Annotated in this window: 17 protein-coding genes and 1 pseudogene; 14 read left to right on the forward strand and 4 right to left on the reverse strand. The window is 72.5% G+C overall.

Features of this window, described 5'->3' with window-relative positions; all coding sequences use genetic code 11:
- The first annotated feature begins 1 nt into the window (after position 1).
- From kdpA to ABZ956_RS20695, 4 genes are all read left to right on the forward strand, one after another.
- Complete coding sequence (gene kdpA / locus ABZ956_RS20680; protein WP_361895430.1) at positions 2–1,693, forward strand: potassium-transporting ATPase subunit KdpA; 1,692 nt, start codon at positions 2–4, stop codon at positions 1,691–1,693.
- The gene (kdpB, locus tag ABZ956_RS20685) at positions 1,690–3,798 is read left to right on the forward strand and encodes a potassium-transporting ATPase subunit KdpB (protein ID WP_361895433.1); all 2,109 of its coding nucleotides are present in this window, start codon (positions 1,690–1,692) and stop codon (positions 3,796–3,798) included. Before kdpA ends, kdpB begins: the two co-directional genes overlap by 4 nt.
- Positions 3,799–3,805: 7 nt before the next feature.
- Positions 3,806–4,453 carry a K(+)-transporting ATPase subunit C gene (gene kdpC, locus ABZ956_RS20690; protein ID WP_361895436.1) on the forward strand — a complete coding sequence of 216 codons (648 nt, stop codon included), beginning with the start codon at positions 3,806–3,808 and terminating at the stop codon, positions 4,451–4,453.
- A 143-nt stretch (positions 4,454–4,596) separates the two neighbouring features.
- Positions 4,597–6,465 carry an NAD-binding protein gene (locus ABZ956_RS20695; RefSeq protein ID WP_361895438.1) on the forward strand — a complete coding sequence of 623 codons (1,869 nt, stop codon included), beginning with the start codon at positions 4,597–4,599 and terminating at the stop codon, positions 6,463–6,465.
- 34 nt (positions 6,466–6,499) lie between these two features.
- Here the strand turns inward: ABZ956_RS20695 and ABZ956_RS20700 are convergent, their stop codons facing one another.
- Positions 6,500–7,039, reverse strand: coding sequence for a GNAT family N-acetyltransferase (locus ABZ956_RS20700; RefSeq protein ID WP_361895441.1), 540 nt, complete (start codon positions 7,037–7,039; stop codon positions 6,500–6,502).
- A gap of 194 nt (positions 7,040–7,233) precedes the next feature.
- On the opposite strand from ABZ956_RS20700, the gene ABZ956_RS20705 reads away from it, so the two are divergent.
- From ABZ956_RS20705 to ABZ956_RS20720, 4 genes are all read left to right on the forward strand, one after another.
- Positions 7,234–9,789 (forward strand): sensor histidine kinase KdpD, encoded by a 2,556-nt coding sequence (locus tag ABZ956_RS20705; protein WP_361895443.1) that lies wholly within the window; start codon positions 7,234–7,236, stop codon positions 9,787–9,789.
- An 82-nt stretch (positions 9,790–9,871) separates the two neighbouring features.
- A complete protein-coding gene (locus ABZ956_RS20710) occupies positions 9,872–10,561 on the forward strand; it encodes a response regulator (protein WP_361895446.1) in 690 nt (229 codons plus the stop codon).
- A 117-nt stretch (positions 10,562–10,678) separates the two neighbouring features.
- Complete coding sequence (locus ABZ956_RS20715; RefSeq protein ID WP_079273549.1) at positions 10,679–11,077, forward strand: OB-fold nucleic acid binding domain-containing protein; 399 nt, start codon at positions 10,679–10,681, stop codon at positions 11,075–11,077.
- 3 nt (positions 11,078–11,080) lie between these two features.
- The gene (locus tag ABZ956_RS20720; RefSeq protein ID WP_361895450.1) at positions 11,081–11,833 is read left to right on the forward strand and encodes a DUF3159 domain-containing protein; all 753 of its coding nucleotides are present in this window, start codon (positions 11,081–11,083) and stop codon (positions 11,831–11,833) included.
- Positions 11,834–11,913: 80 nt separating this feature from the next.
- Here the strand turns inward: ABZ956_RS20720 and ABZ956_RS20725 are convergent, their stop codons facing one another.
- The 3 genes from ABZ956_RS20725 to ABZ956_RS20735 form a co-directional block, all read right to left on the reverse strand.
- Entirely contained in the window at positions 11,914–12,591 is a 678-nt protein-coding gene (locus tag ABZ956_RS20725; RefSeq protein WP_361895453.1) for a TrkA family potassium uptake protein, read from the reverse strand.
- On the reverse strand, positions 12,588–13,259 hold the full coding sequence (locus tag ABZ956_RS20730) for a TrkA family potassium uptake protein (RefSeq protein WP_361895456.1): 672 nt from the start codon (positions 13,257–13,259) through the stop codon (positions 12,588–12,590). The genes ABZ956_RS20725 and ABZ956_RS20730 overlap by 4 nt, the downstream gene beginning before the upstream one ends.
- Positions 13,260–13,515: 256 nt before the next feature.
- Complete coding sequence (locus tag ABZ956_RS20735; protein ID WP_361895459.1) at positions 13,516–14,496, reverse strand: RICIN domain-containing protein; 981 nt, start codon at positions 14,494–14,496, stop codon at positions 13,516–13,518.
- 749 nt (positions 14,497–15,245) lie between these two features.
- On the opposite strand from ABZ956_RS20735, the pseudogene ABZ956_RS20740 reads away from it, so the two are divergent.
- The 6 genes and pseudogenes from ABZ956_RS20740 to ABZ956_RS20765 all read left to right on the forward strand — a co-directional run.
- Positions 15,246–16,613: pseudogene (locus ABZ956_RS20740) on the forward strand (ATP-binding protein); the annotation flags it as partial.
- 398 nt (positions 16,614–17,011) lie between these two features.
- Positions 17,012–17,446, forward strand: coding sequence for a roadblock/LC7 domain-containing protein (locus tag ABZ956_RS20745; protein WP_071965821.1), 435 nt, complete (start codon positions 17,012–17,014; stop codon positions 17,444–17,446).
- Positions 17,443–17,805 (forward strand): DUF742 domain-containing protein, encoded by a 363-nt coding sequence (locus ABZ956_RS20750; RefSeq protein ID WP_361895462.1) that lies wholly within the window; start codon positions 17,443–17,445, stop codon positions 17,803–17,805. Before ABZ956_RS20745 ends, ABZ956_RS20750 begins: the two co-directional genes overlap by 4 nt.
- A complete protein-coding gene (locus tag ABZ956_RS20755; RefSeq protein WP_361895465.1) occupies positions 17,783–18,412 on the forward strand; it encodes an ATP/GTP-binding protein in 630 nt (209 codons plus the stop codon). The genes ABZ956_RS20750 and ABZ956_RS20755 overlap by 23 nt, the downstream gene beginning before the upstream one ends.
- Positions 18,409–19,968, forward strand: a complete 1,560-nt coding sequence (locus ABZ956_RS20760; protein ID WP_361895468.1) for a cytochrome P450 — start codon at positions 18,409–18,411, stop codon at positions 19,966–19,968. The genes ABZ956_RS20755 and ABZ956_RS20760 overlap by 4 nt, the downstream gene beginning before the upstream one ends.
- A complete protein-coding gene (locus tag ABZ956_RS20765; protein WP_361895471.1) occupies positions 19,950–21,071 on the forward strand; it encodes a cytochrome P450 in 1,122 nt (373 codons plus the stop codon). Before ABZ956_RS20760 ends, ABZ956_RS20765 begins: the two co-directional genes overlap by 19 nt.
- Positions 21,072–21,140 lie beyond the last annotated feature (69 nt).

Consider the following 21,140-nt stretch of genomic DNA (forward strand, 5'->3'; position numbering starts at 1 on the left):
TATGAGCCCCGTTCTCTCCGGAGTTCTCCAGCTCACCGCGGTCGTCGCGGCGCTGGCGCTGGTGTACCGCCCGCTGGGCGACTACATGGCCGGCGTCTACAGCTCCGACAAGCACCTGCGCGCCGAGAAGTGGATCTACCGCCTCATCGGCGCCGACCCCGGCGCCGGGATGCGCTGGCCCGCCTATCTGCGCGGGGTCCTCGCCTTCTCCGGCGTCTCGCTCCTCTTCCTCTACCTGCTGCAGCGGATCCAGGGCGTCCTGCCCGACTCCCTGTCGCTGGGCTTCACGGCGATCAGCCCCGACCAGGCGTTCAACACCGCCGCCTCGTTCGTCGCCAACACCAACTGGCAGTCGTACTCCGGCGAGCAGGCCATGGGCCACGCCGTGCAGACGCTCGGCCTCGCCGTCCAGAACTTCGTCTCCGCCGCCGTCGGCATGGCCGTGGCCATCGCGCTGGTCCGGGGCTTCGCCCGCTCGCGCACCGGCGACCTGGGCAACTTCTGGGCCGACCTGGTGCGCGGCACCGTCCGCATCCTGATCCCGATCTCCGTCATCGGCGCGCTGATCCTGGTCGCCTGCGGCGCGATCCAGAACTTCGCGGGCATCCACGAGATCGGGCAGCTCACGGGCGGCACCCAGCAGGTCAACGGTGGCGCCGTGGCCTCGCAGGAGGTCATCAAGGAGCTCGGCACCAACGGCGGCGGCTACTTCAACGCCAACTCCGCCCACCCCTTCGAGAACCCCAACGCGTTCACCAACCTCTTCGAGATCTTCCTGATCCTCGTCATCCCCTTCTCGCTGACCCGCACGTTCGGCAGGCTCGTCGGCAACGTCAAGCAGGGCTACGCGATCCTGGCCACCATGGGCCTGATCTGGCTCGCGTTCACCTCGCTGATGATGTGGACCGAGTACGCCCACCACGGCGCGGCGCTCGAGGCGGCCGGCGGCGCGATGGAGGGCAAGGAGCAGCGCTTCGGCGTCGGCGCGTCCGCGATCTTCGCGACCACGACGACGCTGACCTCCACCGGCGCCGTGGACTCCTTCCACTCCTCCTTCACGGGCCTCGGCGGCGGCATCACCCTGCTCGGCATGATGCTGGGCGAGATCGCGCCCGGCGGCGTCGGCTCCGGCCTCTACGGCATGCTCGTCATGGCGATCATCGCGGTCTTCATCGCGGGCCTGATGGTCGGCCGGACGCCCGAGTACCTCGGCAAGAAGATCGGCACCCGCGAGATCAAACTCGCCGCGTGCTACATCCTCATCACCCCGGCCCTGGTGCTCGGCTTCACCGCGCTGTCCATGGCGCTGTCGACCCCGCCGGAGTCGATCCTCAACACCGCGGGCAACTCCGTGAACAACAGCGGCGCCCACGGCTTCTCCGAGGTCCTCTACGCGTTCACCTCCGGCGCCAACAACAACGGCTCGGCCATGGCCGGTCTGAACGCCAACACCCCCTGGTACAACACCACGATCGGCCTCGCCATGCTGCTCGGCCGCTTCCTGCCGATGGTCTTCGTCCTGGCGCTGGCCGGCTCGCTCGCCGAGCAGAAGCCCGTCCCCGAGACGGCGGGAACCCTGCGCACCGAGAAGCCGCTCTTCGCCGGTCTGCTCGTGGGCGCGATCCTCATCATCACCGGCTTGACCTACTTCCCGGCCCTGGCCCTTGGCCCGATGGCGGAGGGACTTTCATGAGCACCACCACCCCTGTCCGTACCGCCCCCGACGAGCCCCAGGACGAGCGTCCGCACGGCTCCGAGGAGTCCGGCCGCGTCTCCGGTGGGCTCTTCGACCCGGCGCAGCTGCTGAAGTCGCTGCCCGACGCGTTCCGCAAGCTCGACCCGCGGGTGATGGTCAAGGCCCCGGTCATGTTCGTCGTCCTGGTCGGCTCGGTGGCCACCACCGTGCTGGCGCTGAAGGACCCCGGCGACTGGTTCGGCTGGGCGATCACCGTCTGGCTGTGGCTGACCGTCCTGTTCGCCAACCTCGCCGAGGCCGTCGCCGAGGGCCGCGGCAAGGCCCAGGCCGACACGCTGCGCAAGGCCAAGACGGACACGGTGGCCCGCCGCCTGAACGGCGACACCGAGGAGTCGGTGCCCGGCACCGAGCTGCGCGTGGGCGACCTCGTCGTCTGCGAGGCCGGCGACATCATCCCCGGCGACGGTGACGTGGTCGAGGGCGTGGCCTCCGTCGACGAGTCCGCCATCACGGGCGAATCGGCCCCCGTCATCCGCGAGTCGGGCGGTGACCGCTCGGCGGTCACCGGTGGCACCAAGGTCCTCTCGGACCGCATCGTCATCAAGATCACGACGAAGCCCGGCGAGACCTTCATCGACCGCATGATCAACCTGGTCGAGGGCGCCGCCCGGCAGAAGACGCCGAACGAGATAGCCCTCAACATCCTGCTGGCCTCGCTCACCATCGTCTTCCTGCTGGCCGTCGTCACCCTCCAGCCCTTCGCGATCTACGCGAAGGCGGAGCAGACGATGATCGTGCTCGCGGCCCTGCTGGTCTGCCTCATCCCGACGACCATCGGCGCGCTGCTCTCCGCGATCGGCATCGCGGGCATGGACCGGCTGGTGCAGCGCAACGTCCTGGCGATGTCCGGGCGCGCGGTGGAGGCCGCGGGCGACGTCTCGACGCTGCTGCTCGACAAGACCGGCACCATCACCTACGGCAACCGCCAGGCCGCCGAGTTCGTACCCGTCAAGGGCACCACGGCCGCCGAGGTGGCCGACGCCGCACAGCTGTCCTCGCTCGCCGACGAGACGCCCGAGGGCCGCTCGATCGTCGTCCTCGCCAAGGACAAGTACGGCCTGCGCGAGCGCCACGAGGGCGAGCTGGTGGGCGCCGAGTGGGTGCCCTTCACGGCCCAGACCCGCATGTCGGGCGTCGACGTGGACGGCAGGAAGGTCCGCAAGGGCGCGACCGGTTCCGTCATCGCCTGGGTCGAGGAGCGCGGCGGCCGCGTCGCCGACGACGCCCGGGCGCTGACGGACGAGATCTCCCAGGCCGGCGGCACGCCGCTGCTGGTGGCCCAGGAGGACGACAAGGGCGCGCGCGTCCTGGGCGTCATCCACCTCAAGGACGTCGTCAAGGAGGGCATGCGGGAGCGGTTCGAGGAGCTGCGCCGCATGGGCATCAAGACCGTCATGATCACGGGTGACAACCCGCTGACGGCCGCCGCCATCGCCGAGGAGGCCGGCGTCGACGACTTCCTCGCCGAGGCCACCCCCGAGGACAAGATGGCCCTCATCAAGCGCGAGCAGGCCGGCGGCAAGCTCGTCGCGATGACGGGCGACGGTACGAACGACGCCCCCGCGCTCGCCCAGGCGGACGTCGGCGTGGCCATGAACACCGGTACCTCGGCCGCCAAGGAGGCCGGGAACATGGTGGACCTGGACTCCGACCCCACCAAGCTCATCGAGATCGTCGAGATCGGCAAGCAGCTGCTCATCACGCGCGGCGCGCTGACCACCTTCTCGATCGCCAACGACGTCGCGAAGTACTTCGCGATCATCCCGGCGATGTTCGCGGTGGCCTACCCGGGCCTGGACAAGCTCAACATCATGAGCCTGACGTCCCCGGAGTCGGCGATCCTGTCGGCCGTCATCTTCAACGCGCTGATCATCGTGGCCCTGGTGCCGCTCGCCCTCAAGGGTGTGCGCTACCGCCCGATGAGCGCGGACGCCATGCTCCGCCGCAACCTCCTGATCTACGGACTGGGCGGCCTGATCTCCCCGTTCATCGGCATCAAGATCATCGACATGCTCATCTCCCTCATCCCTGGCATCGGGTGACGTCACCATGAACAACTCCGTACACAGCACGATCCGCCTGCTGGGCGCGGGGCTGCGCGCCCTGCTCGTCCTCACGGTGGTCTGCGGGGTGATCTACCCGCTGGTCGTCACCGGCATCGCCCAGGCGGCCTTCCACGACAAGGCCAACGGCTCGGAGATCAAGGCCGGCGGCAGGTCCGTCGGCTCCGAGCGGCTCGGCCAGCGCTACGACCTCAAGGAGAAGGACCAGGACGGCAACCCGCTGCCCGACCCGAAGTACTTCCAGCCGCGCGCCTCGGCGGCCGGCGCCAACACCGAGAACACGCGGTACCAGCTGCTGGTCTCCGGCGCCTCCAACCTCTCCGCCGACAGCAAGGTGCTGCTGGAGAACGTCGGCAAGCGCCGCGCGGACGTGGCCGCCTTCAACGGCGTCTCCCCGTCCTCGGTCCCGGTGGACGCCCTGACGGCCTCCGCCTCGGGCGTCGACCCGGACATCTCGCCGGAGTACGCCCGGCTGCAGGCCAAGCGCGTGGCGAAGGCGAACGGCCTGCCGCAGGGCACGGTCGACAAGCTCGTCGAGCAGCACGTCGACGGCCGCGTCCTGGGCTTCATGGGCGAGGAGCGCGTCAACGTCCTCAAGCTGAACGTGGCGCTGAAGCAGCTCGCCAAGGGCTGACGGCACAACGCCTCGTACGCCGGTGGGCCGGGCATATGCCCGGCCCACCGGCGCATTCGCGTGCCGGGCGGCGCCCGAGGAGGCACTCTGGGGGCGTGGTCACCTTGCCTCAGCAACCTCATCCCCCGTCACCCGCCGCTCATATGGTCGTATTCGGCGACGACGGGCTCGCGCACCGGCTCGCGGCGGAGCTCTCCGGCGTGTACGGAGAACAGGTCACACTCGTCGTACCGGCGGCGCGCGACGGCCGCCGCCGGCCGGCCGCCGCGACGGGCCGGGCCGCCGCGCTGTTCGGACGCGTGACGGGCGCCGTCGGGCGCGGGACGAACGGCGGGACGAACGGCGGCGCGGGAAACGGCGCGGCGCACGGCGGCGGAGCCAACGGAACGCCCGCCGCCGGATCGGTGCGCGTCCTGGAAGCGCCCGAACCCGACGACGAGGCGCTGGCCGAGGCCGGCATCGAGCGGGCCGCGGCACTGGCGCTCGTCCACGACGACGACGAGACCAACATCCACGCCGCCCTGCGCGCCCGCCGCCTCAACCCGCGCCTGCGGCTGGTCATCCGCCTCTACAACCGCCGCCTCGGCCAGTACCTCGAGGAACTCCTCGACCAGGCCGCCCCGGTGGGCGACGCCGACGCGAGCACCACCGTCCTCTCCGACGCCGACACCGCCGCCCCGGCCCTGGTCGCCGCCGCCGTCGCCGGCACCAGCAAGGTCATCGAGGCCGGCGGGCTGCTGTTACGGGCGGCCGAGCGCCCCGCCCCGGGCCCCGGCGCGAGCGCCGAGTCCGCCGGCTGCACCCTCGCGCTGCTCTCCGACGGCGACGGGCCCGAACTGCTGCCCGGCGAGCGGGAGGCGCGGCAGGCCGTGACGCGGGGCCGCATCGTGCTGGAGACCGTGCGGTACCCGGGAGCCGTACGGCCCACGCCGTCCCGGCTGGCGGCCGCCCGCAGCCTGCCGCTCGGGACCTTCTTCTCGCGGCGGCTGCGCTGGGCGCTGGCGGTGCTCGCGGCGGCCGTCCTGGGGCTGGCGGTGGCCTCGTGGCTGGTCGTCGAGGAGAGCAGCGCACAGCACGCGGTGTATCTCTCCCTGCTGGACCTGTTCGCCATCAACGACCCCGCCAAGGAGGAGTCCTTGGGCCGCAAGGTCCTCCAACTCCTCTCCGGCCTCGTGGGGCTGTTGCTGCTGCCGCTGCTGCTGGCCGCGGCGCTCGAGGGGCTGGGGACCTTCCGGTCCGCCTCCGCGCTGCGCCGCCCGCCGCGCGGCCTGTCCGGTCACGTGGTGCTGCTGGGGCTCGGCAAGATCGGCACACGGGTGCTGACGCGCCTGCGCGAACTGGACATCCCCGTGGTGTGCGTGGAGCGCGACCCGCAGGCCCGCGGCGTCGCCCTGGCCCGTTCGCTGCGGGTGCCGACCGTCATCGGTGACGTCACGGAGGAGGGCGTGCTCGAGGCCGCGAAGATCGGCGACAGCCGCACCCTGCTGGCCCTCACCAGCAGCGACACCACCAACCTCGAGGCCGTCCTGTACGCACGGGCCGTCAAGCCGGACGTCCGGGTGGTCATGCGCCTGTACGAGGACCGGTTCGCCCGTGCCGTCTACCGCACCCTGCGCGACTCCCACCCCCAGGCGCGGACCCGCAGCCGAAGCGTTTCCTCACTGGCCGCCCCCGCCTTCGCCGGGGCCATGGTGGGCCGCACGATCCTCGGCGCGATCCCCGTGGAGCGCAGGGTGCTGCTGATCGCCGCCCTGGAGACGGAGGGCCACCCGGAGCTTCAGGGCCGTCCGGCGGCGGAGGCGTCCCGGCCGGGGCAGTGGCGGGTGCTGGCGTGGGAACCGGGCGGCGACGGCCGCCGCGCCGACGCGGGCGAGCCGCGGCCCGTCCCGGTATGGGACCTGCCCGCCGGCCACGTCCTGGGCGCCGGGGACCGGGTGGTGGTGGCCGCGACGCGCCAGGGGCTCGCCGACCTGCTGGGGCGGCGGTCCCGGCCACGTACGGACGCGCGGTAGCCGGCCGTCGGCGGGGCACCGCCGCGCCCCGCGCTCACCACACGTCGCCCGGCCGCCAGTCGCAGGCGATCTCCGCGTCCAGGTCGAGCCGCACCCCGGCCACGGGCATCACGAAGACGCAGCCGTCCTCGTCCGGTGTGCGCTCGATCCCCGTCGGGGCGAGCACCGCGGACGGGCCGCGCCACCGTTGCCAGCCGCGGCCCGTGTACAGCGGCACCGCCTCGTCCGAGGCGCCGAGCGCGCCCAGCTCGTAGCCGCCGTGGCGCAGGACGTGCTCCAGGGCCGCCATGACCGCCGAGCCGTGGCCCTGGCGGCGGCGGTCGGCGCGTACGGCCACGGCCTCCACGTAGCCCGTGCGCAGCGCGCGCCCGGCGTGCAGCATGCGGCGCTGCACGAGCGAGCCGTGGGCGATCAGCTCGTCGCCGTCCAGGACCATCGCGTGGACGCCGCACACGGTGTGGTCCCAGTCGTCGTCCGAGAAGTCGCCCTCGAAGGCGTCGTCCATGAGGGCGCGGACGGCGGCCAGCTCCGCCTCGGTGAGCTCGAAGGTGTGGGCCGTGCGCACGTCGGTCATGGTGGCGTCCTCGCGTCAGGGGGGTGTGTCAGGAAATAGCAGGCGTCAGAGCTGCGTCAATACCTGACGCCCGACCGCTCGACGCCCGTTATGTCCAAAACCTTGGCCGTAAGGTCGACCTACGCGGCAGTGCAGCACCTCAGGACGGAGAACCGGCCCGAACACCGTCGCGACTCGTGAAAGACAATGGGGCCATGGGACGCGGCAACCTTCGGATCTATCTCGGCGCGGCACCGGGCGTCGGCAAGACGTACTCCATGCTCTCCGAGGCCCACCGCCGGGTGGAGCGCGGCACCGATGTGGTCGTGGGGTTCGTGGAGCACCACGGGCGTCCCCGCACCGAGGTCATGCTGCACGGCCTGGAGCAGGTGCCCCGCCGGGAGATCGCCTACCGGGACGCCGTGTTCACCGAGATGGACGTGGACGCCGTCCTGGCCCGCCGCCCCCGCGTCGCCATCGTGGACGAGCTGGCCCACACCAACGTCCCCGGCTCCCGCAACACCAAGCGCTGGCAGGACGTCGAGGAGCTGCTGCAGGCCGGCATCGACGTCATCTCGACCGTCAACATCCAGCACCTGGAGTCCCTGGGCGACGTCGTCGAGTCGATAACCGGCGTACGGCAGCGCGAAACGGTCCCCGACGAGGTCGTGCGCCGCGCGGACCAGATCGAGCTGGTCGACATGTCGCCGCAGGCGCTGCGCCGCCGCATGGCGCACGGCAACATCTACAAGTCCGACAAGGTCGACGCCGCCCTCTCCAACTACTTCCGCCCCGGCAACCTGACCGCCCTGCGCGAGCTGGCCCTGCTGTGGACCGCCGACCGCGTCGACGAGTACCTGCGGCAGTACCGCACCGAGCACAGCGTCTCGACCATCTGGCACGCGCGCGAGCGCATCGTCGTCGGCCTCACCGGCGGCCCCGAGGGCCGTACGCTCATCCGGCGGGCCGCCCGCATGGCCGCCAAGGGCTCCGGCAGCGAGATCCTCGCCGTCTACATCGCCCGCAGCGACGGCCTGACGTCCGCCTCGCCCAAGGAGCTGGCCGTCCAGCGCACGCTGGTGGAGGACCTGGGCGGTACGTTCCACCACGTCATAGGCGACGACGTGCCCGCCTCGCTGCTGGAGTTCGCGCGCGGCGTCAACGCCAGCCAGATCGTGCTCGGCTCCAGCCGCCGCAAGACCTGGCAGTACATCTTCGGGCCCGGCGTGGGCGCCACCGTCGCCCGTGACTCCGGCCCGGACCTCGACGTCCACATCGTCACCCACGAGGAGGTCGCCAAGGGCCGCGGCCTGCCCGTGGCCCGCGGCGCCCGGCTCGGCCGGGGCCGGATCGTGGCCGGCTGGGCGGTCGGCGTGCTGGTCCCCGCGCTGCTCAGCCTGCTGCTGACCCGGGTCGTCCCGCCCCTCGGGCTCGCCAACGACATGCTCATCTTCCTGTGCATGACGATCGTGGCGGCCCTGCTCGGCGGCGTGTGGCCCGCCCTGGCGTCGGCGGCCCTCGGCTCGCTCCTGCTGAACTACTTCTTCGTCGAACCCGTTCACCAATGGACGATCACCGACACCAAGAACATCATCGCCATCGCGATATTCGTCTTCGTCGCGATCTCCGTGGCCTCCGTCGTCGACGTCGCCGCCCGCCGCACCCACCAGGCCGCCCGGCTGCGCGCGGAGTCGGAGATCCTCTCCTTCCTCGCGGGCAGCGTCCTGCGCGGCGAGACCAGCCTGGACGCCCTGCTGGAGCGGGTCCGCGAGACCTTCGGCATGGAATCCGTGGCCCTGCTGGAGCGCGCCAGCGAGGTCGAGCCGTGGACCTGCGCCAGCAGCGTCGTGACGAGCACGGGCAAGCCGCTGCTGCGCCCCGAGGACGCCGACGTCGACATGCCGGTCGGCGACAACATGGCGCTCGCCCTCTCCGGCCGGGTGCTGCCCGCGGAGGACCGCCGGGTGCTGGCGGCCTTCGCCGCGCAGGCCGCGGTCGTCCTGGACCGCCAGCGGCTCGTCGGCGAGGCCGAGCAGGCCCGGCAGCTCGCCGAGGGCAACCGCATCCGCACCGCCCTGCTGGCCGCCGTCAGCCACGACCTGCGCACCCCGCTGGCCGGCATCAAGGCTTCCGTGACGTCCCTGCGCTCCGACGACGTCGCCTGGTCCGAGGAGGACGAGGCCGAACTGCTGGCCGGCATCGAGGACGGCGCCGACCGGCTCGACCACCTGGTCGGCAACCTCCTGGACATGTCCCGCCTGCAGACCGGCACCGTCACCCCGCTGATCAGGGAGATCGACCTCGACGAGGTGGTCCCGATGGCGCTGGGCGGCGTCCCCGAGGGCAGCGTGACCCTCGACATCCCCGAGACGCTGCCGATGGTGGCCGTCGACCCGGGCCTGCTCGAGCGCAGCGTCGCGAACATCGTCGAGAACGCGGTCAAGTACCACCCCGGCGGCGCGGAGCCCGTCCTCGTGGCCGCCAGCGCCCTCGGCGACCGGGTCGAGGTACGGGTGGCGGACCGGGGGCCCGGCGTCCCCGACACCGCCAAGGACCGCATCTTCGAGCCCTTCCAGCGCTACGGCGACGCGCCACGGGGCGCCGGCGTCGGGCTCGGCCTCGCGGTGGCGCGGGGCTTCGCCGAGGCCATGGGCGGCACGCTGACCGCCGAGGACACCCCGGGCGGCGGCATGACCATGGTCCTCACGCTCCGGGCCGCCGCCGGCCGGCCGCCCGTGCGGGCGGACCTGCCGGCCCAGGCCACGACGTGACGCCCGCCGCCGCACAGACCCAATCGGACCAGGACCCCGGGCCCCGTCGCGGGGCCCGCATGAACAGCAGAGGTGGTTCAGCATGAACCGGGTGCTCGTGGTGGATGACGAGCCGCAGATCGTCCGCGCTCTCGTGATCAACCTCAAGGCGCGGAAGTACGAGGTCGACGCCGCGCCCGACGGCGCCACCGCCCTCCAGCTCGCCGCCGCGCGCCACCCTGACGTGGTCATCCTCGACCTCGGCCTGCCCGACATGGACGGCGTCGAGGTCATCAAGGGCCTGCGCGGCTGGACCCGGGTGCCGATCCTGGTCCTCTCCGCCCGGCAGACCTCCGACGAGAAGGTCGAGGCGCTCGACGCGGGCGCCGACGACTATGTGACGAAGCCCTTCGGCATGGACGAGCTGCTGGCGAGACTCAGGGCCGCCGTGCGCCGCGCGGAGCCCGCGGGGCCGTCCGCCGGAAGCGACGACGCGATCGTCGAGACCGAGGTCTTCACGGTCGACCTGGCGGCGAAGAAGGTCAACCGTGGCGGCAAGGACGTACGCCTCACGCCGACGGAGTGGCACCTGCTGGAGGTGCTCGTACGCAATACGGGCCGTCTCGTCAGCCAGAAGCAGCTGCTGCAGGAGGTCTGGGGGCCGTCCTACGGGACGGAGACGAACTACCTGCGGGTCTACATGGCCCAGCTGCGGCGCAAGCTGGAGCTTGATCCCTCGCATCCGAAGCACTTCATTACCGAGCCGGGGATGGGGTACCGGTTCGAGGCGTGAGGGGTCGGCTGGGGGCGTGCGGCCGCCTCGGCCGGGGGGCCGGAGCGCCCTGTTCCGCCCGGTTTTCGCGGTGTGAGCGCCGATCCCGGCGGCCCCGGCCCCCGGTACGCTGGGGGCATGAGTGCCGTACCCCGTTCCGAGAGGCCGACCGGCCGCTTCCGCCGGATGCTCGACCGGCTGTCCACCTCGCAGGAGGAGCTGCACCACGCCGAGCTGCAGCAGGACACGGAGGCCGTGGGCTGCACGCGCATATGCGATTGCGACGACCGGCAGATAGTCAAGGTCACCGGCACGCTGCGGACCGTGACCCTGCGGCCGCGCGCCGGCGTGCCCGCGCTGGAGGCGGAGCTCTTCGACGGTTCCGCCGCGCTCGACGTGGTCTGGCTGGGGCGCCGCTCCATCGCGGGCATAGAGCCCGGCCGTAAGCTGATCGCCTCCGGCCGGATCTCCATGAGCCGTGGCCGCAGAGTGCTGTTCAACCCCAGATACGAACTCCGACCGCTCGGACAGGAGTAGCCGTTGTCGTCCCTCGACAAGCCGACGGATCACCGAACGACCCCTGACGCGCGGAGCGCGTCGCCCGCGCAGGCGGCCGACTCCAGATCCGTCACCGAGGCCGCCCTGTTCGAAGCCTTCGGCGGGGTGCGGGGCATGGTGGAGACCACCGTCCCCGGTCTGGTCTTCGTCGCCATCTACACGGTCAAGCGCGACATCCACATCGCGGCGATCGCCGCACTGGGCCTGTCCCTGGTGCTCGGCCTCGCCCGGCTCGTCCGCAAGGACACCCTCAAGCACGCCTTCAGCGGCGTCTTCGGGGTCGCCTTCGGCGCCGTCTTCGCGATGATGTCCGGCGACGCCAAGAACTTCTACCTGCCGGGCATGCTCTACAGCCTCGGACTGGCGGTGGCCTACATCGTCTCCTCGATCGCCGGCTACCCGCTGATGGGCCTGATCCTGGGGCCGGTGTTCAAGGAGAACCTCTCCTGGCGCACCCGCAACCCGGGCCGCAAGGCCGCCTACACCAAGGCCAGCTGGGCGTGGGGCCTGATCCTGCTCGCCAAGTCCGCGATCCTCTTCCCCCTGTACTGGTGGGGGGACGCCACTCAGCTGGGCTGGGTGAAGGTGGCCCTCGGCATCCCGCCGATGCTGCTGTCGGTCTATCTGACCTGGATCTTCCTGTCGAAGGCGCCGCCGCCGATCGACGTCTTCGCGGAGATGGAGGCGGCCGAGGCCGCCGAGCGCGAGGCCAAGGCCAAGGCCACGGCCGGCTGACCGTACGCGGTACGGAGACGAGGAGGGCCCCCCGGGACGATTCCCGGGGGCCCTCCTCGTACGTGCGCGGCCTCGCGGCCTCAGCCGGTGATGTCCTCGCGGCGCACCGACAGCAGGTCCTCCAGCTGCTCCTCGCGCGCGGGGGCGGCCACGAACAGCAGCTCGTCGCCCGCCTCGAGCGCGTCCTCGCGGCTGGGGGTCAGCACGCGGTTGCCGCGGATGATGGTGACCAGGGAGGTGTCCTCCGGCCAGTCCACGTCCCCGACCCGGGTGCCGGCCAGGGCGGCCTCCGGCGGCAGGGTGAGCTCGACGAGGTTGGCGTCGCCCTGGCTGAAGCGCAGCAGGCGCACCAGGTCGCCGACGCTCACGGCCTCCTCGACCAGCGCCGACATCAGGCGCGGGGTGGAGACGGCCACGTCCACGCCCCAGGACTCGTTGAAGAGCCACTCGTTCTTGGGGTTGTTCACCCGGGCCACCACCCGCGGCACCCCGTACTCGGTCTTGGCGAGCAGCGAAACGACCAGGTTGACCTTGTCGTCGCCGGTCGCGGCGATGACGACGTTGCAGCGCTGCAGCGCGGCCTCGTCGAGCGAGGTGATCTCGCACGCGTCGGCCAGCAGCCACTCCGCCAGCGGCACCCGCTCCACCGAGATGGCCGAGGGGGCCTTGTCGATGAGCAGGACCTCGTGGCCGTTCTCGAGCAGCTCGCCCGCGATGGACCGGCCGACGGCGCCGGCACCTGCGATGGCAACCCTCATGAGTGTGCCGCCTCCTCGGGACCGGCGGCGAACGCCGCTTCGACCTTCTCGACCTCGTCCGTGCGCATCATCACATGCACCAGGTCGCCTTCCTGGAGCACCGTCGCGGACGTCGGCAGCATCGCCTCGCCCAGCCGGGTGAGGAACGCCACCCGTACGCCGGTCTCCTCCTGCAGCAGGCTCACCTTCTGGCCCACCCAGGCGTCCGAGGCGGGCACCTCGGCGAGCTGGACGCCACCGCTGGGGTCGCGCCACAGCGGCTCCGCGCCCGACGGCAGCAGGCGGCGCAGCATCTGGTCGGCGGTCCACCGCACGGTGGCCACGGTCGGGATGCCCAGCCGCTGGTAGACCTCGGCACGGCGGGGGTCGTAGATGCGGGCCGCCACGTTCTCCACGCCGAACATCTCGCGGGCCACGCGGGCCGCGATGATGTTGGAGTTGTCGCCGCTGCTGACCGCGGCGAAGGCGCCCGCCTCCTCGATGCCCGCCTCGCGCAGGGTGTCCTGGTCGAAGCCGACGCCGGTCACCCGGCGGCCGCCGAAGCCGGAGCCCAGGCGCCGGAAGGCCGTGGGGTCCTGGTCGATGACGGCGACCGTGTGGCCCTGCTGCTCGAGGGTCTGCGCGAGGGCAGCGCCCACTCGTCCGCACCCCATGATCACGATATGCATGATTATTGCCCCGTGCTCCGGTCTACCGCGCTGACCTGCACCAACACCCTGCTCACATCTTCCTTCTTCGGCTCACGGCCCCGCGGGAATCAGCCCGTGGGTACGACGCGATGCGCCCAGCGGAGCCTCGTCCGCGCAGGGCGCATGCCACCACCGTATCCGCAACGCCGTGCCGACCGGGCCCCCGGACCGCCGACCGGCGCCCCGGCCCCTGCCCCGGGGGCCGCCCGCGGACAAGGGCGTGGGGAAGCTCCGCTCAGTTCGGAGGGGAGAGAATCCAGGCCTGGTTCTTGTTGTTGCCCAGGCACGTCCACTGCTGGAGGTGGGTGCCGGTCCGGGGCGGATTCACCGCCGGGTTGTCGGGGTTCGCGGCGTCCAGGCACTTGTCGCTGCCGACCGAGCGTATCTCCCAGAAATTGTCGGCCCGGCGGTGGAAGTACCACTTCTGGTTGGCGCCGCCGTGACAGGGCCACTGGATCACGGGTGCGCCGTTGTTCTTGCTGACGCCCTGGACGTCCAGGCACTTGCCCGAGTGGCGCGCCACGATCTCGAAGGTGTTCTGGTAGGCGACGTCGCCTCCCGCCCGCCGGAACGTGAAGTTCTGACGGCCCGGGGTGTCGCTGCGGAGGGTGACCTTGGTGCCGTCCGCGACGCTTCCCCCGAAGACGTTCGCGTACAGCCAGGGCGTGGTTTGGACACTGCGGATCCGGTACCAGTTGGCGGCGTACCAGAACGGATGCCTGTCGACCTCGTTCCCCTGGATGCGGTCGCGGGTGGCCACCCAGTACGACGTCGCGCGTTTGGTGGCACCCTGTGCGTCCCGGGCCGCGGTCGGATGGACGCAGGTGCGGTCGTTGGGCACCGCCCAGCGCCGCACCCAGTTCGAGGGCGTACAGCTGCCGTCGGGCCGGGTGTGCTCCCGGGCCTGGGCGTTCTGCAGCTTGGCCAGGCTGCGCCCGTGCTCGGTGACGCAGACATGGTCGCCGGGGATCGCCTCGCGCCAGACCATGCCCCGCACACAGGTGTCCGGTCCGGAGGAAGGCATCGAGGCCGCGTCCGGAGGAGCCGCGTCCGGGGCGTCCGGGCCGGCGGCAGGCTCCGCGGCCACGGCCGGGTCCGTCCGCGCGTCCGCGCCGGTGGCCCCGACCGTGGAGACCACGAGGATTCCGGCCACGACGAGGGCGGGCCTGGCGCGCCGCCTCGTCCGTCTCGTTTCGCGCATGCTCGTTTCGCGCATGAGTCTGCCCACCTTGTCGCTGGGTCGCTGCGGGGGACTACAGGGGGAGTGCGGGGGAAATCCGTCCGGAGGAGAGCCGGCGGTACCGGCGCCGGGGGCCGTGCGCCCGGCACGGGGGGAAGGAGCGTGCCGCTCATCGGCGGGCCGGCCGGGGGCTGCTGCTGCCCGGCCCGTGGGGCCCGCCGCGCGTCGCGGCCTCCCCGGCGCCTGCTTCCTCACCCATGGTGCGCCCGCACCCCGGCCCGTGCATCCCCGGCGCGAGAGACGGTCCGGAGACCCTCCCCTTCGGCACGCGAGGCGTTCGCCATAGGCTCGGGTCAATGATCACGACGCGCGGAACGCCGGAGCGGATGCGCGGGACGGCCGGGGCGACGGCCCCGGGCGCCCCCGCCGTCCTGGCCCGAACGCACCGGCCTGATCACGTCACGCCCGCCCGCCGCGGCCCTTGCCTTCGGAGGGTGTGGCTCCGCCGTGGTACTCCTGCTGGGCGGCGCGCGTCCGGGCGGTGCCGGTCCCGTGACGGCCCGTCGGCTGTCGCCGGACTTCGGCCGGATATCGCCTTACCTCTCCCGTTCCCCGGCATATGCGGGAAGAACGGACGTAAGCCTGTTCGGTATTCGTGACGAAGATCGGACACACGGTCACCCACACGGCTAGGATGATCGGCGTATTCCGCTTCCGGACGGGAAGTCAGGACGCCGAACCTGTCCCGCCGCCGCCCCCATGCCCCCGTCGGCCAAGAGGAATTGATGTCACATCACATATCCGAGGTGGTGATCTGGTGCCTGGCCATCGCACTGACCGTCGTCGCGGTCCTGCTGCAGCGCCAGCGCACGATCACCACCGGAGTGCGCAGGCGCGTCGCCCAACTGGAGGAGAGCCTCCGCGCGCGTGACGAGGAACTGGGCCACCTGGTCGGCGTCCGGCTGCCGGCCGTCGCGGACGCCGCCAGCCAGGACGTGCCGCTGCCCGGACCGCTCGACGACCGGCTGACCGGCACCGCCTTCGCGCAGCGTCTGCAGCAGGTGATGGATCTGTTCGCCCAGGCAGTGGAGAAGGCCCAGGCCCGCGCCGACCAGTCGGCGAAGGCCGCGCTCAAGGCGTCCATGCGCGCCCTGCAGGGGCTGGCGCACGAACAGCAGCTGGCCATCTCCGACATGCAGGACCGGCACGACAACCCCGATGTGCTCAGGGACCTGCTGGAGATCGACCACGCCAACTCCCAGTTCGGGCGCCGCGCCCAGGCCATCGCCGTGCTGTGCGGCTCCTGGCCCGGCCGGCAGCGCGTCGCCTCCCCGCTCACCGACGTCGTCCGGGGCGCCACCTCCCGCATCCGCGACTACCGCCGGGTCCGGGTGCACCCGCAGGCCGATCTCGCCGTCGTCAGCCGGGCCGTCGAGCCCGTCGTGCTCGCCGTCGCCGAGCTCCTCGACAACGCCGCCCGCCACTCGCAGCCCAACACCACCGTCGAGGTCAGCCTCCAGCCGGTGCACAACGGCGCCTGCGTCGTCATCGACGACGCGGGCGTGGGCATGGACGGGCGGGAAATGCAGCATGCCGGGGCGATGCTGTCCGGCCGGCAGGCCGTGGACGTCTCCCGGCTCGGCGACCCCCCGCAGTTCGGCTTCCCCGTCATCGGCGTGCTCGCCGCCCGCTACGGCTTCAGCGTCTCGGTCGACACGCGTTCGCCGTACGGCGGTGTACGGGCCGTCCTGTTCCTGCCCAGCGCGCTGCTGACCCAGCTCGACATCGACGGGCCGAGCACCACGCCCCTGTCCGGGCACGGGCGCGCCCGCAACGCCCCGGGGCACGGCGCGACGCACAAGGCATCCCGTTCGCACGCGCGCCCCGCGGAGCGGACGCACGCCCCCCAGGAGCCCCCGGCGTTCGGCCCGCCGGCCGACGGCGTGCCGCCCGTCGCCCCGGGTGCCGCCGGCCCCTCCGCCGTCACCGGCTCCACCGCCGGCGGGCTGCCCAAGCGCCGCCGCCGGCAGCCGGGCGCCGCGGCGCACGGCCGGCCCGCGGCCCCGATGCCCGCCGAGCCGCCCCAGGAGCGCACCGCCGAGGAGACCGCCCGTCGCATGGGCGCCTTCGCCCGCGGCACCCGCTCCGGCCGCACCGGCAACCACCCCCTCCCACACCTCCCCGGCGACCAGGGCCCCGGACAGCCGCCACGCCGGGGGCTCGCGGCCCCCGGTCCGGCCGCCGCCCCCGGCGCCGTACCGCCGGCCGGCGACCCGCCGTCCGGGCAGCCACCGCACCGGGGCCCCGGCGCCTCCGGTTCGGTCGCCGGCCCGCCGTCCGGCGTCCCCGCGAGCCCGCCGCCCGGACAGCCGCCGTACCGGGGGCCCGCCGCCTCCGGTTCGGTCGCCGGCCCGCCGCCCGGCGCCCCCGGCGCCGTACCGCCGGGCGCCGGCCCGGACGCCGGCTTCCGCCGGCCCGGCAGCCATGACGACCGTCAGGCCCCCGCCCGCCGACCCGGCACCCCCGCAGAAGACGAAGGGAACCCGCACGCGTGAACGACCACATGAACAAAGAGCTGGGCTGGATGCTCGACGAGGTCGTGAAGATGCCGGAGGCCCGGCACGCGATCCTGCTGTCCGCCGACGGCATGCTGCGTGCCCACTCCCGCGGCATCGACCGGGACGAGGCCGAGCGTCAGGCCGCCGCCCTCTCCGGACTGCAGTCCATCAGCCGCTCCACCACCGAGTTCTGCACCCACCCCACCCACCAGGACAGCCCCTGGCGGCAGACGCTGGTGGAGTTCGCCCACGGCTACGTCTTCCTCATAGCCGCCGGTCCCGGCGCCTACCTCGCCGTTTCCGCCGGCGAGAACGTCGACATGGAAGCCGTCACCTACCGCATGCAGAAGACGGTCGACCGGCTCGGCAAGGAGCTGGTGAGCCCGCCGCGTCAGGACGGCTGGCAGGGCCCGGGCAGCCCGGCATGACCCCGCCGGCGCCGAGGCGCGAGAAAGGGCTGGTGCGCCCGTACGTCGTCACCGACGGGCGCTCCCACCCCACCCGCAACACCTTCGACCTGGTCACCCTGGTCATGGCGCACGGCGACCTGCCCCTCGGCGGACTCAGCCCCGAAAAGCGCGCGCTCATGGAACTCTGCCTCGGCGGCGCCCTGTCCGTGGCCGAGATCGCCGGCCACCTGATGCTGCCCGTCAGCGTCACCAAGGTGCTGCTCGGCGACCTCGTGGACAGCGGCCACCTCTCCACCCGCGCCCCCATCCCCTCGGCACAGCTGCCCGAGGCCCAGATCCTCCAGGAGGTGCTCGATGGACTCCGCGCTCGCCTCTGACCCCGGCGCGTACGGCGGTCACCCCGACGGCGGTGTCTATCTGCGGCGGACCGTACGGACCGCCGCCAAGATCCTCGTCGTCGGACACTTCGCGGTCGGCAAGACGACCTTCGTCGGGTCGCTGTCGGAGATCCGGCCGCTGCGCACCGAGGAGACCATGACCCAGGCCGGGGCGCTCGTCGACGACCTGGCCGGCATCGAGGGCAAGACCACCACCACGGTGGCCATGGACTTCGGCCGGCTCACCCTCAGCGACAGCCTCGTCCTCTATCTCTTCGGCGCCCCCGGCCAGCAGCGCTTCACCCGGCTGTGGCAGGACATGACCCAGGGGGCGCTCGGCGCGATCGTCCTCGCCGACACCCGGCGCCTGGAGCAGTCCTTCGACGTCATGGGCCTGCTGGAGGAGCACGGACTGCCGTACGCCGTCGCGATCAACCACTTCGACGGCGCCCCCACCCACCCCGACGAGGAGATCCGCGAGGCCCTCGACCTGCTGCCCGAGACCCCGCTGATCACCTGTGACGCCCGCGACCGGATCTCCTCCACGCGCGCGCTGATCACCCTCGTGGAGTACCTGCAGACCCGTACCGCCCAGGAGCACGTGTGACCCACCGCCCCGACGCCGGCCCCACGCCGCCACCGGGCTGCCCCGCGCACCAGGCCCACCAGGCCCACCAGGCCCATCAGGCCCAGCAAGCCCGCCCGCCCCACCAGGCCCCGCCGGCCTACCAGGGGCCGGGCACCCCGCTGTACGGCCCCGACTTCGCCGCCGACCCCCAGGCCGTCTACCGGCGGCTGCGGCAGAACGGGCCCGCCGCCCCCGTGGAGCTGGCACCCCGCGTGCAGGCCACCCTCGTCACCGACTACCGCGCCGCGCTCGAAGTGCTCCGCAGCCCCGACCGGTTCGTCAAGGACGCCCGCCACTGGCGGGCCCTGGCCGACGGCCGGGTCGCCCCCGACAACCCCGTCGTGCCGATGATGGCCTACCGGCCCAACTGTCTGTTCTCCGACGGCGACGACCACCTCCGCTACCGGCAGGCCGTCGACGACAGCCTCGCCCGGATCGACCCCAACGCCCTGCGCGGCTACGCCGAGCGCAGCGCCGACAGCCTCATCGACCGCTTCACCGCGCTCGGCGAGGCCGACCTGCTCGGCAGCTACGCCAAGGTGCTGCCGCTCCTGGTCTTCCAGCAGCTGTTCGGCTGCCCGCCCGAGCTCGGCGACCGCCTCGTCGAGGGCTTCTCCGGCATCTTCGACGGCGTGGACGCCGAACGGGCCGACGCCCTCATCACCAGCAGCCTCCTGGAACTCATCGCCCTCAAGCGCGAGCAGCCCGGCGCGGACATGACCTCCTGGCTGATGGCGCACCCGGTCCAGCTCGGCGACGAGGAGATGCTCCATCAGCTCGTCGTCCTCATCGGCGCCGGCACCGAACCCCAGCAGAACCTCATCGCCAACGCCCTGCGCCTGCTGCTGTCCGACGACCGCTTCGCCGGCGACCTGGCCGGCGGCAGCATGCCCGTCGAGGACGCTCTCGACGAGGTCCTCTGGCTCGACCCGCCCATGGCCAACTACGGGATCCACTATCCGCTGGAGGACCTGGACTTCGGCGGCGTGCCGCTGCGCGCCGGCGAGCCCGTCGTCGTCAGCTTCGCCGCCGCCAACACCGACCCCGCCCTGCGCTCCGACCGCCGCACCGGCAACCGCGCCCACCTCGCCTGGAGCGCCGGCCCGCACCACTGCCCCGCCAAGGACGCGGCGCGCCTCATCGCGGCCGCCGCCGTCGAGAAGCTCCTGGACCGGCTGCCCGACGTGGAGCTGGCCGTACCCGCCGACCGGCTGGTGTGGCGCCCCGGGCCCTTCCACCGCGCCCTGACCGCCCTGCCCGTCCGCTTCCCCCCGGTGCCGGTGCCCGCACCGGCGCCCGCCCCCGTCCACCCGGGGCAGCCCGACCGCCCCGGACCCCCTGGTGACCGGCCGGGCCACCCGTCCGCCGACCACCTGCCGCCCGAGACCTCCGGAGAGAGCCGATGGAACGCCAGACCTGCCCCGTCACGATCGATCCCACCGGCCGTGACATCCACGGCGAGGCAGCCCGCATCCGCGCCCACGGGCCGGCCACCCCTGTGGAGCTCCCTGGTGGCGTGGTGGCATGGGCAGTGACCGCCCAGCCCTTGCTCAAGCAGCTGCTGACCGACCCGCGCGTCTCCAAGGACCCGCGCCGGCACTGGCCCGCCTGGATCAACGGCGAGATCTCCCCCGAATGGCCGCTGTACACCTGGGTCGCGGTGCGGAACATGTTCACCGCCTACGGCGGCGACCACAAACGGCTGCGCGTCCTGGTCTCCAAGGCCTTCACCGCCCGCCGCACCGCCGCCCTGCGCCCCCGCATCGAGAAGATGACCGCCGACCTCCTCGACGAGCTCGCCGCCACCCCGCCCGGTGAGAGCGTCGACCTGCGCGAGCGCTACGCCTACTCCATCCCGATCCAGGTGATCTGCGAGCTGTTCGGCGTCGACGACGAGCCCACGCGCGAGGGGCTGCGCGAGTGCGTCGACTCGATCTTCCACACCTCCGCCGACCCGGAGGAGGTCACCGCCACCTACGGCCGGCTCTACGGCCTCCTCGGCTCGATCGTCGCCGCCAAGCGCGAGACGCCGGGCGACGACATGACCAGCGTCCTGATCTCCGCCCGCGACGACGACGCCGACGCGCCCCTGAGCGAGCAGGAACTCGTCGACACCCTCCTGCTCATGATCGGCGCCGGTCACGAGACCACGGTCAACCTCCTCGACAACGCCATCCACGCGCTGCTCACCCACCCCGACCAGCTGGCCCTCGTCCGCGCCGGCAAGGCCGGCTGGAACGATGTGATCGAGGAGACACTGCGCGTCCAGGCCCCCGTCGCCAACCTGCCGCTGCGCTACGCCACCGAGGACATCCCCCTCGACGGCGGCGTCACCCTGCGCAAGGGCGACGCCATCCTCGCCTCCTACGCGGCGGCCGGCCGCGACCCGGAGCTCTACGGCGACGACGGTGCCCGTTTCGATGTGACTCGTGCCACCAAGGAGCACCTCTCCTTCGGCCACGGCGTCCACTTCTGCCTCGGCGCCCCGCTGGCCCGGCTGGAGGCGAACATCGCCCTGCCCGCCCTCTTCGAGCGCTTCCCCGACATGACCCTGGCCGTGGCCCCGGACGAGCTGCTCCCGGTGGATTCCTTCATCTCCAACGGCCACCGGTCGCTGCCCGTCCGACTGCGCCCGTAAGGCCGTCACCCGCCGCCGCGGAGCCCGTCAAGGCCGGTCCCGGGGTCTTAACGGCCCCTTAACGCATCC

The sequence above is a fragment of the Streptomyces sp. NPDC046261 genome (assembly GCF_040646235.1).
Classification (GTDB): Bacteria; Actinomycetota; Actinomycetes; order Streptomycetales; family Streptomycetaceae; genus Streptomyces.

Excerpts from the sequence above, each read along its gene's own strand:
- ABZ956_RS20755 (WP_361895465.1), top strand. The coding sequence starts at position 17,783 with ATGGACTCCGCGCTCGCCTCTGACCCCGGCGCGTACGGCGGTCACCCC.
- ABZ956_RS20725 (WP_361895453.1), bottom strand. The coding sequence starts at position 12,591 with ATGAGGGTTGCCATCGCAGGTGCCGGCGCCGTCGGCCGGTCCATCGCG.
- kdpC (WP_361895436.1), top strand. The coding sequence starts at position 3,806 with ATGAACAACTCCGTACACAGCACGATCCGCCTGCTGGGCGCGGGGCTG.
- ABZ956_RS20695 (WP_361895438.1), top strand. The coding sequence starts at position 4,597 with ATGGTCGTATTCGGCGACGACGGGCTCGCGCACCGGCTCGCGGCGGAG.
- kdpA (WP_361895430.1), top strand. The coding sequence starts at position 2 with ATGAGCCCCGTTCTCTCCGGAGTTCTCCAGCTCACCGCGGTCGTCGCG.
- ABZ956_RS20715 (WP_079273549.1), top strand. The coding sequence starts at position 10,679 with ATGAGTGCCGTACCCCGTTCCGAGAGGCCGACCGGCCGCTTCCGCCGG.
- ABZ956_RS20700 (WP_361895441.1), bottom strand. The coding sequence starts at position 7,039 with ATGACCGACGTGCGCACGGCCCACACCTTCGAGCTCACCGAGGCGGAG.
- ABZ956_RS20735 (WP_361895459.1), bottom strand. The coding sequence starts at position 14,496 with ATGCGCGAAACGAGCATGCGCGAAACGAGACGGACGAGGCGGCGCGCC.
- ABZ956_RS20705 (WP_361895443.1), top strand. The coding sequence starts at position 7,234 with ATGGGACGCGGCAACCTTCGGATCTATCTCGGCGCGGCACCGGGCGTC.
- ABZ956_RS20730 (WP_361895456.1), bottom strand. The coding sequence starts at position 13,259 with ATGCATATCGTGATCATGGGGTGCGGACGAGTGGGCGCTGCCCTCGCG.
- ABZ956_RS20750 (WP_361895462.1), top strand. The coding sequence starts at position 17,443 with ATGACCCCGCCGGCGCCGAGGCGCGAGAAAGGGCTGGTGCGCCCGTAC.
- ABZ956_RS20710 (WP_361895446.1), top strand. The coding sequence starts at position 9,872 with ATGAACCGGGTGCTCGTGGTGGATGACGAGCCGCAGATCGTCCGCGCT.
- kdpB (WP_361895433.1), top strand. The coding sequence starts at position 1,690 with ATGAGCACCACCACCCCTGTCCGTACCGCCCCCGACGAGCCCCAGGAC.